Raw genomic sequence first — 9,174 nt, 5'->3', positions numbered from 1 at the left:
CCCCGGCCGCCCCGGTCGCACCCGCAGCATCGGCAGCCCCGGCTGCGGCTCCTGCACCTGCGCCGTCGCAGCCTGGCCCCACGCCCGGCCCGCGTCCCGGCCCGGCCGCACCCAAGCCCGGCATGCCCAAGCCCCCGCGGGTCGGCAATAACCCGTTCTCCAGCGCCCAGCCGGTCGAGCGCCCGATCCCGCGTCCGCAGGGTCCGCGTCCCGGCCCCGGCGCCGGTGGCCCGCGTCCGGGTGCGCCGCGTCCCGGTGGCGCGACGCCCGGCAACATGCCTCCGCGTCCGCCCGGCGCCCGTCCGGGTGCGCCCGGTCGTCCCGGAGCTCCGCGGCCCGGCGGCGGACCTCGCCCCGGTCCCGGTGGTGGCGGCGGTCGGGCCGGTGGCGGTGGCGGCGGTAACTACCGCACCGGTGGTCCCGGTGGTGGCGGCGGGCGCCCCGGTGGCGGTGGCGGCGGTAACTACCGCACCGGTGGTCCCGGTGGTGGCGGCGGTGCCGGTGGCGGCGCCGCAGCAGGCGGTTTCCGCGGTCGCCCCGGCGGCGGTGGTGGCGGCGGCGGTGGCCGTCCCGGTCAGCGCGGTGGCGCGGCCGGTGCGTTCGGCCGTCCCGGCGGCGCGCCCCGGCGTGGTCGCAAGTCGAAGCGGGCGAAACGCGCTGAGTACGAGAACATGCAGGCCCCGGTCGTCGGTGGCGTGCGGTTGCCGCACGGCAACGGCGAGACCATCCGGCTGGCCCGCGGTGCGTCGCTGAGCGACTTCGCCGAGAAGATCGACGCCAACCCGGCGGCCCTGGTGCAGGCGCTGTTCAACCTCGGTGAGATGGTGACCGCCACCCAGTCGGTCGGTGACGAGACCCTCGAGCTGCTGGGCAGCGAGATGAACTTCAACGTTCAGGTCGTCTCGCCCGAGGACGAGGACCGCGAGCTGCTGGAGTCCTTCGACCTGACTTACGGCGAGGACGAGGGCGGCGAGGACGATCTCGTGATCCGTCCGCCGGTGGTCACCGTCATGGGTCACGTCGACCATGGCAAGACCCGCCTGCTGGACACGATCCGCCAGGCCAGCGTCCGCGAGGGCGAGGCCGGTGGCATCACCCAGCACATCGGTGCCTACCAGGTCAGCGTCGAGCACGACGGTGTCGAGCGTCTGATCACCTTCATCGACACCCCGGGTCACGAGGCGTTCACCGCCATGCGTGCCCGCGGCGCCAAGGCCACCGATATAGCGATCCTGGTGGTCGCCGCCGATGACGGTGTCATGCCGCAGACGGTGGAAGCCATCAACCACGCGCAGGCCGCGGACGTGCCGATCGTGGTGGCGGTCAACAAGATCGACAAGGAAGGCGCCGACCCGGCCAAGATCCGGGCCCAGCTGACCGAGTACAACCTGGTGGCCGAGGACTACGGCGGCGACACCATGTTCGTCGACATCTCGGCGAAGAACGGCACCAACATCAAGGCGCTGGAAGAAGCGGTGCTGCTGACCGCCGACGCGGCGCTGGACCTGCGGGCCAACCCCGATATGGAAGCCCAGGGTGTGGCGATCGAGGCGCACCTGGACCGCGGTCGCGGTCCGGTGGCCACGGTGCTCATCCAGCGCGGCACGCTGCGGGTCGGCGACTCGGTGGTGGCCGGCGACGCCTACGGCCGCGTGCGCCGCATGGTCGACGAGCACGGCGAGGATGTCGAAGAGGCCTTCCCGTCGCGTCCGGTCCAGGTCATCGGCTTCACGTCGGTGCCCGGTGCCGGTGACAACTTCCTGGTTGTCGACGAGGACCGCATCGCCCGTCAGATCGCCGACCGGCGCAGCGCGCGCAAGCGCAACGCGCTGGCGGCCCGGGCGCGCAAGCGGATAAGCCTGGAGGACCTGGAGTCGGCGCTGAAGGAAACCAGTCAGCTCAACCTGATCCTCAAGGGCGACAACGCCGGTACGGTCGAGGCCCTCGAGGAGGCCCTGCTGGGCATCCAGGTCGACGACGAGGTGGAGCTGCGGGTCATCGACCGCGGTGTCGGTGGTATCACCGAGACCAACGTCAACCTGGCGTCGGCCTCGGATGCGATCATCATCGGCTTCAACGTCCGCGCCGAGGGCAAGGCCACCGAGCTGGCCAACCGCGAAGGCGTGGAGGTCCGCTACTACTCGGTGATCTACCAGGCCATCGACGAGATCGAGAAGGCCCTCAAGGGTCTGCTCAAGCCGATCTACGAGGAGAAGGAGCTCGGCCGCGCCGAGATCCGGGCGATCTTCCGGTCGTCCAAGGTCGGCAACATCGCCGGCTGCCTCGTCCAGTCGGGCATCATGCGGCGCAACGCCAAGGCGCGGTTGCTGCGTGACAACGTCGTGGTCGCCGAGAACCTCACGGTCTCGTCGCTCAAGCGCGAGAAGGATGACGCCACCGAGGTGCGCGAGGGTTACGAATGCGGTCTGACGCTGACGTACTCCGACATCAAGGAGGGCGACATCATCGAGACCTACGAGCTGGTCGAGAAGGAACGCGTCTGATGAACGAAGTGAGTCAGACCGAAGGGCTGAGCTAGTGGCCGACCCCGCACGGGCGAAGCGGCTTTCCAAGCGCATCGCCACCATCGTCGCGTCGGCGATCGAGTACGAGATCAAGGACCCGCCGCTGGCGTTCGTGACGGTCACCGATACCAAGGTCACCGGTGACCTTCACGACGCGACGGTGTACTACACCGTGCGGGGCAAGACTCTCGACGACGAGCCGGACTACGCAGGTGCCGCCGCAGCGCTGGAACGGGCGAAGGGGACGCTGCGCACCAAGGTCGGTGCGGGCACGGGGGTGAGATTCACTCCGACCCTGTCGTTCGTTCTGGACAAGGTGCCCGACACCGCGCAGAAGATGGAAGAGCTGCTGGCCAAGGCCCGCGCCGCCGACGCCGATGTGGCCCGTATTCGTGCTGGTGCGACTCCTGCGGGAGACGCGCAGCCCTACCGTGTGGTAGGAGAAGAGGGAACTAATAGCGGCGACGACGACGACCAGGACACCGGTGACCGCGATCGATTCGACGACTGAGATCACTCGCCTCGGTAGGCGGGTGGATGCCCATGGCGCGGTTGAGGTACTGACCGCCGCCAGGTCGGTCGCCGTGATCTGTCATGTTCATCCCGATGCCGACAGTGTCGGTGCCGGCCTGGCGCTGGCGCTGATCCTGGAACGTGCGGGCACCCAGGTGCAGGTGAGCTTCGCGACCCCCTCGACACTGCCGGAGTCGCTGCAGATGCTTCCCGGTGGTCACCTCATGGTGGCGCCGGGTGAAATGCGCCGCGATGCGGACCTGGTGGTGACCGTCGACGCGCCGAGCCTCAACCGGCTCGGTGGGCTGGCTTCACTGGCCGACGGCGACCGCGAAGTCCTGGTGATCGACCACCACAAGTCGAACACCCTGTTCGGCAGCGCGAATTTCATTGATCCGAAAGCGGATTCGACCACCATGCTGGTGGCCGAGCTGCTCGACGCGTGGGGCAAGACTATCGACCGCGATGTCGCGTCCTGCCTGTACGCCGGGCTGACCATCGACACCGGTTCGTTCCGGTGGGCCACCCCGCGGGCGCTGCGGCTGGCGGCCAGGCTCGTCGAGCTGGGTGTCGACAATGCGGCGATCAGCCGGGAGCTGTTCGACACCCATCCGTTCGGGTGGCTGCCGCTGCTGTCCCGGGTGCTGTCCACCGCCCAGTTGGTGCCGGACGCGCTGGCCGGTGACGGCCTGGTGTACGTGGTGGTCAGCCATCAGGATTGGATGACCAGCCGGTCGGAGGAGATCGAGAGCATCGTCGACATCGTGCGTACCGCGCATGAGGCCGAGGTGGCCGCGGTGTTCAAGGAGATCGAGCCGCAGCACTGGTCGGTGTCGATGCGCGCCAAGAGCTTTGACCTCACCACGGTAGCCAGCGGCTTCGGTGGCGGTGGCCACCGCTTAGCGGCCGGCTACTCGACGGCCGGTCCGATCGACGATGTGGTGGCGGAGTTGACCGCCGCCCTCGGCTGACCGGGCCCTCACCCACAATCGAATTTCACCTTTGGTCGCGATCTACTCGCACTTCGAGTGCAAAACGTGAAACTCGATCTCGATGACGACGGTGGTCTGGCTTGACTGACTCAGGCGACGACGCCTCCGGTAGACGCATCGCGGCACTGGCCCTTCCCGCGCTCGGGGTGCTGGCCGCCGAACCGCTGTACCTGTTGTTCGATATCGCCGTCGTCGGACGGCTCGGTGCGCTGGCCCTGGCCGGGCTGGCGATCGGCGGGCTGATCCTGTCGGTGGTCAGCTCCCAACTGACCTTCCTGTCCTACGGCACCACCGCCCGGGCGGCGCGCTTCTACGGCGCCGGTCACCGGTCGGCGGCCGTCGGGGAGGGGGTGCAGGCCACCTGGCTGGCGTTCGCGATGGGCGCGGTGATCGTGATCGGCGTCGAGTTGGCCGCGGTGCCACTGGTGTCGGCTCTGGCCGGCAGCAAGTCGGCAGGCGGGGACATCGCGGCCGCCGCGCTGCCCTGGGTGCGGATCGCGATCTTCGGGGTGCCGGCGATCCTGGTGTCGGCGGCCGGTAACGGGTGGATGCGCGGTGTGCAGGACACCATGCGGCCGCTGCGCTACGTGCTCATCGGGTTTGGCACCTCAGCGGTGCTGTGCCCGCTGCTGGTGTACGGCTGGCTCGGTCTGCCGCGGCTGGAGTTGGCCGGCTCGGCGGTCGCCAACCTGGTGGGGCAGTGGCTGGCCGCGGTGTTGTTCTGCGGCGCGCTGCTCTCCGAGAAAGTGCCGCTGCGGGTGGACTTCTCGGTGCTGCGGGCGCAGGTCGTCATGGGTCGCGACCTGGTGGTGCGCACGCTGGCGTTCCAGGCGTGCTTCGTCTCGGCCGCCGCGGTGGCCGCCCGGTTCGGTGCCGCCGCCGTCGCCGCCCACCAGGTGGTGCTGCAGCTGTGGAATTTCCTTGCGCTGGTGCTGGATTCACTGGCCATCGCGGCGCAGTCGCTGGTGGGTGCCGCCCTCGGCGCGGGCCGCACCGAGCATGCCAAGTCGGTGGCCTGGCGGGTGACGGTCTTCTCGACGATCGCGGCGGCGGCTCTGGCCACCGTGTTCGCCGCCGGGTCCTCGGTGCTGCCGGCGTTGTTCACCGACGACCGGTCGGTGCTGGACGCGATCGGGGTGCCGTGGTGGTTCATGGTGGCGCAGTTGCCGATCGCCGGCCTGGTCTTCGCTCTCGACGGGGTGCTGCTGGGTGCCGGTGATGCGGCATTCATGCGCAGCGCGACGCTGATCAGCGCGCTGGTGGGTTTCCTGCCGTTGATCTGGCTGTCGCTGGCGTTCGGCTGGGGTCTGCTCGGCATCTGGGCCGGGCTCAGCTCCTTCATGGTGCTGCGCCTGGCGTTCGTGGGCTGGCGGGCGCTCTCGGGACGATGGCTGGTGACGGGAACGCGCTAGCCGCAGGGTGATTCAGCCGTTGGCGCCGGACGCCCCTTGACTGCCCGCGCTGCCATTCGAGCCGTTACTGCCGGCTCCACCCTGGGTGGCTGTGCCACCAGTGGCGGTCCCGCCGGTGGTGGACCGCGTGCCGCCCGCTCCGGCGGTGCCGAAGAGACCGGCATTGCCGCCGTTGCCCCCTTGCGCCCCCGAGGCGCCGGCGGGCGTGTACCCGGCGCCGCCGTTGCCCCACAGCAGACCTCCGTTGCCGCCGTTGGGATTTGCCGCGGTGCCATCGGCGCCGTTGCCGATGATCAGAGTTCCGAACAACTCCACGTGGGGGTCGATGGCCAGCGCGGATGGCTGGGCAGCGCTGCGCCCGACCCGGTGCGACCCGTCGCCGAGCCACCACAGGTCGGCAGGAGCCAGGGCCGCATCGACGGAGACCAAGGTGATCGCCGAACCCTCGACATGGCGAGCCCCGGTGTCGGGGGACGGGAACAGTGCAACGGCGGCCCCGAGGATCGCGGCGCCCAGGACGCCGGCGGCAGCGAAGGTAGGGGGTTCAGGTGTACGGACCATGGGTCGAGCCTCCGGGGCAGGACATGTCACTGTCTGTCGGAGAACATAAGCCACGCTCGCGCGCCGGGCACCTGAATCCCGGATTCGCCGGGCGTCAGTTGACTTGGGCCCGGCCCCGTTCGATCACCGAGGCGCGGCTGGCCGCGATGTCGTCACCGCTCGTCGAGGCCATCCACGCCTTGGCCGACATCGCCTCGATCCACAGCCCGGAGTTGGTCTGGTCCTCATCGATGCGGTGATACGACGCCAGCAACGCGCGCACCGCCTTCTGGTTGTTGCCCACGATCGAGGAGGCCACGGCGCGCGCGGTCGGCAGCAGATCGCCGTGTGGCACCACCTGGGTGACCAGCCCGGCGCGCAGCGCCTCCTCGGCGGACAGATAGTCCCCGGTCAGGCTCATCCGGCGGGCCAGGCCCACACCGACCTTCTGCGGCAGCCGCACACTCAGACCCCACGTGGGCAGCAGTCCCACCCGGGCATGGGTATCGGCGAAGCGGGCCTGATCCGAGGCGATCAAAATGTCGCAGTAGAGCGCCAATTCGAGCCCACCGGTCACCGCGGCCCCGTTGATCGCGCCGATCACCGGCTTGGTCATCGGCGGCCACTTGGGCGAGATGTCGGGCAGCTCGGTGGTATCGCCGAGTTCCTTGAGATCCAGACCGGCGCAGAACACCGGATCGGCTCCGGTGAAGATCACCACGTCGACGTCGTCGTCGGCTTCCGCGGCGCGCAACGCCGCGAACAGCTGGGTGCGCAATGCCGAGGACAGCGCGTTACGCGAACCCGGCCGGTTCAGGGTGATCGTGCGAATCCGGTCGGTGGTGTCGATGAGCAGAATGTCGTCGCTGGTCATAGCGACACCGTATCGGCAGCGCTGTGCGGCATCAGGAAGGGCCTGGCTCGAGGGGACGGCCAGGCCCTTCTGTCCCCGATCCAATGGGAGGGGACCCGTGGGGACATGGCCGACGATAGCCACGCTCCTTAAGCGTCAGCTTTGAGGAACGCCCAGCTCAGTCGTCGGAGTCGCGGGCCGAACCGGCGGTGCTGGACCGCTTCGGCGCAGTGCTGCGGCTCGAGGAGTTCGCCGACGGATCCGCGGTGACGTTCGACGGCGGCGGTACCGGGAAGAAGGGCAGACCCGCAGCCGGCAGCGGCAGGTTCAGGTCAGGCAGGCCCGATCCGGGCAGCAGCGGACGCGGTGCGGGGAAGCTGGGTCGAGCACCACCGCCACCGGCGGCCACCCGTCCCGGCCCGGCGGTCACGCAGCCCGGCTGGCCGATGCACGGAGCCGATTTCGGTGGCACCGCCCCGCGGGTGCCTTCGGCGATCTGGTTGCGCAGCTCAGGTACGGCCACCTGGACAGTGTCACTGGAAGTTCTTGTCCCCGTTGAGGATTCAGCCGGGGTGGAGGATGCCGGTGCCGGGCAGGTGTCGATCGCGGTCTGCAGGCGGGCCTGCAGTGTGTCGACTCCGGCGTCGGCTTGAACATGCGCGGCCACGTTCTGCACACCGGTCGCGGGGTTCACCGAGCAGTCGTGCAGTTCGACGACGCCGCCGTACGCCGGGGCACCGGTGAACGTGGGGTAGTACCAGGCCAGCCACATCGGCTTGGCGGCCACCGCCCGGCTGGCATCGATGACGGCGGTCAGATCCTTCTCGGCGGTCGCCGGATCGGGCGTCATCACCTCCATCGCGCGCAGCGCGCCGGCGTCGATCCGCATGCCGAAAACGTCGACAGGAACCTGATTGACCAGTTGCGTCACCGCTGTCTGCTGGTCGGCGTTGAACGGGTAGCTGACCACCAGCCGTGGATTCTGCCGGGACGGCACCGTCGGGGACACCGACATGGTCACACCGGCCTGGCCTGCGGTCTGACGCACCGCCTCCAGAAGCGTCGCACCCGGGCCGCGACCGGAGTCGATGGAGAGCTGGTTGGCCGACCCGTCCTCGCTGCGGAACCAGTCGATGCGGCCGTCAGTGCCCGCGGCGAGCGCGCGCAGCTGCTGGGCATCGTCGGCGATCTGGGTCGGGTCGAAGTGGGCCTGACGGCGCAATGTCACCGGCCGGTCCGGCGTCACCCAGAATTCGACATTCTGGGTGTAGTTCGAGATCAGGCCGATGTGATTGGTGTCGATGCGGTCGGCGATGTCGACAAGTTGCTGGCGGGTGGCGGCCGGAACGTCGACCGCGATGTTGAAGATGACGCCCTCGGCGTAGCTCTCCTCGTGGTACACCCACGCGTCGGTGACGCCGGGCATCGACAGCAACGCCGATTGCAGGTCATTAGCGGCCTGGGTGAGACTGCCCGGCGAACCACAGCCGGGAGCCACCGCGGTGACGCCGGCGATCAGGGCGACGGCCGAGGCGACGCGGATTCCGCGTCGATTTCGGGCGCCCGAACGTGCCGGATTCACGGACCTGCGCCTCCAGCCTCTTAGTAAAGACAGTCGGCGGTAAATCTACACGTGCGACAGATAAAAAGGTGGAACGTTGCCACCATCGAGCAGGTGTGATCCGCGTATTCCCAGGACAGCGGTCCGGGCTCAGGACCCGGCGGGGTCCAGCTGCGGCAGCGCCGCCGCGGTGAGCACCCACTGGCCGATGATGGTCGCGGTCAGGATCTCGGTGCTGGAGTCCGGGCTGGCACCAGCGGTGGCCGACCGGCACAGCTGCCGGACCTCGTCGGCGATCTCGGTGATCAGGGGTGCGATTTCGGCCAGCCGGCGGCTCTGTGCCAGCGACGTGCCCAGCAGCGCGCAGGCGAAGCGGACCTCATCGTCGCAGGTCCGGCCATCCAGCAGGCCGGTGGTCGAACCCGACCAGTTGGCCAGGACGATCTCGCGGGCCCGCTCCAGGGCGGCCTGATAGAGCGGCGCCTTGCCGGCGAAATAGTGATGCACCGCGGGACGGGTGACGTCGACGAGGTCGGCGACTTCCTTGAGGGTGGCCGCGTCGTAGCCGCGGGCGGCAAAGACCTGGATGCCCGCCGAGACAATCATCTGGCGCCGCGCGTCGCTGTTGGAGCCACGGGGGCGGCCGACCCGGCGGGTTCCCACCGGCGGCACCGGCCGCAGGGCGCGCTCGGCACGGCGTTGCTGCGCGGTATACGGTGCGTCGGCCAGAGCCAGCCTGGAAGCCATGGCGCCACGGTAAGACGCGAATGTGTGAGCC

Annotated in this window: 8 protein-coding genes; 4 read left to right on the top strand and 4 right to left on the bottom strand. The window is 69.5% G+C overall.

Features of this window, described 5'->3' with window-relative positions:
• The 4 genes from infB to BN3385_RS23755 form a co-directional block, all read left to right on the top strand.
• A partial coding sequence (gene infB / locus BN3385_RS23770) for a translation initiation factor IF-2 (RefSeq protein ID WP_082690617.1) occupies positions 1–2,504 on the top strand: 2,504 nt, incomplete at its 5' end.
• Positions 2,505–2,538: 34 nt separating this feature from the next.
• Positions 2,539–3,036 (top strand): 30S ribosome-binding factor RbfA, encoded by a 498-nt coding sequence (gene rbfA, locus BN3385_RS23765; RefSeq protein ID WP_059020549.1) that lies wholly within the window; start codon positions 2,539–2,541, stop codon positions 3,034–3,036.
• The gene (locus BN3385_RS23760) at positions 3,011–4,009 is read left to right on the top strand and encodes a DHH family phosphoesterase (protein ID WP_059020548.1); all 999 of its coding nucleotides are present in this window, start codon (positions 3,011–3,013) and stop codon (positions 4,007–4,009) included. Before rbfA ends, BN3385_RS23760 begins: the two co-directional genes overlap by 26 nt.
• Before the next feature lie 101 nt (positions 4,010–4,110).
• A complete protein-coding gene (locus tag BN3385_RS23755; RefSeq protein ID WP_059020546.1) occupies positions 4,111–5,442 on the top strand; it encodes an MATE family efflux transporter in 1,332 nt (443 codons plus the stop codon).
• A gap of 12 nt (positions 5,443–5,454) precedes the next feature.
• On the opposite strand, the gene BN3385_RS29240 is transcribed toward BN3385_RS23755, so the two are convergent.
• The 4 genes from BN3385_RS29240 to BN3385_RS23735 form a co-directional block, all read right to left on the bottom strand.
• The gene (locus BN3385_RS29240) at positions 5,455–6,003 is read right to left on the bottom strand and encodes a PGRS repeat-containing protein (RefSeq protein WP_059020545.1); all 549 of its coding nucleotides are present in this window, start codon (positions 6,001–6,003) and stop codon (positions 5,455–5,457) included.
• Between the two features lie 94 nt (positions 6,004–6,097).
• The gene (locus tag BN3385_RS23745) at positions 6,098–6,856 is read right to left on the bottom strand and encodes an enoyl-CoA hydratase (protein WP_059020543.1); all 759 of its coding nucleotides are present in this window, start codon (positions 6,854–6,856) and stop codon (positions 6,098–6,100) included.
• Between the two features lie 157 nt (positions 6,857–7,013).
• Positions 7,014–8,417, bottom strand: a complete 1,404-nt coding sequence (locus BN3385_RS23740; RefSeq protein WP_059020540.1) for a hypothetical protein — start codon at positions 8,415–8,417, stop codon at positions 7,014–7,016.
• A gap of 129 nt (positions 8,418–8,546) precedes the next feature.
• A complete protein-coding gene (locus BN3385_RS23735) occupies positions 8,547–9,143 on the bottom strand; it encodes a TetR/AcrR family transcriptional regulator (RefSeq protein WP_059020538.1) in 597 nt (198 codons plus the stop codon).
• Between the last annotated feature and the right edge of the window lie 31 nt (positions 9,144–9,174).

It is taken from the genome of Mycobacterium sp. M26 (assembly GCF_001494595.1).
Lineage (GTDB): Bacteria > Actinomycetota > Actinomycetes > Mycobacteriales > Mycobacteriaceae > Mycobacterium.
The sequence above is the reverse complement of the archived record's forward strand: the minus strand, read 5'-3'. Positions and strand labels throughout refer to the sequence as shown.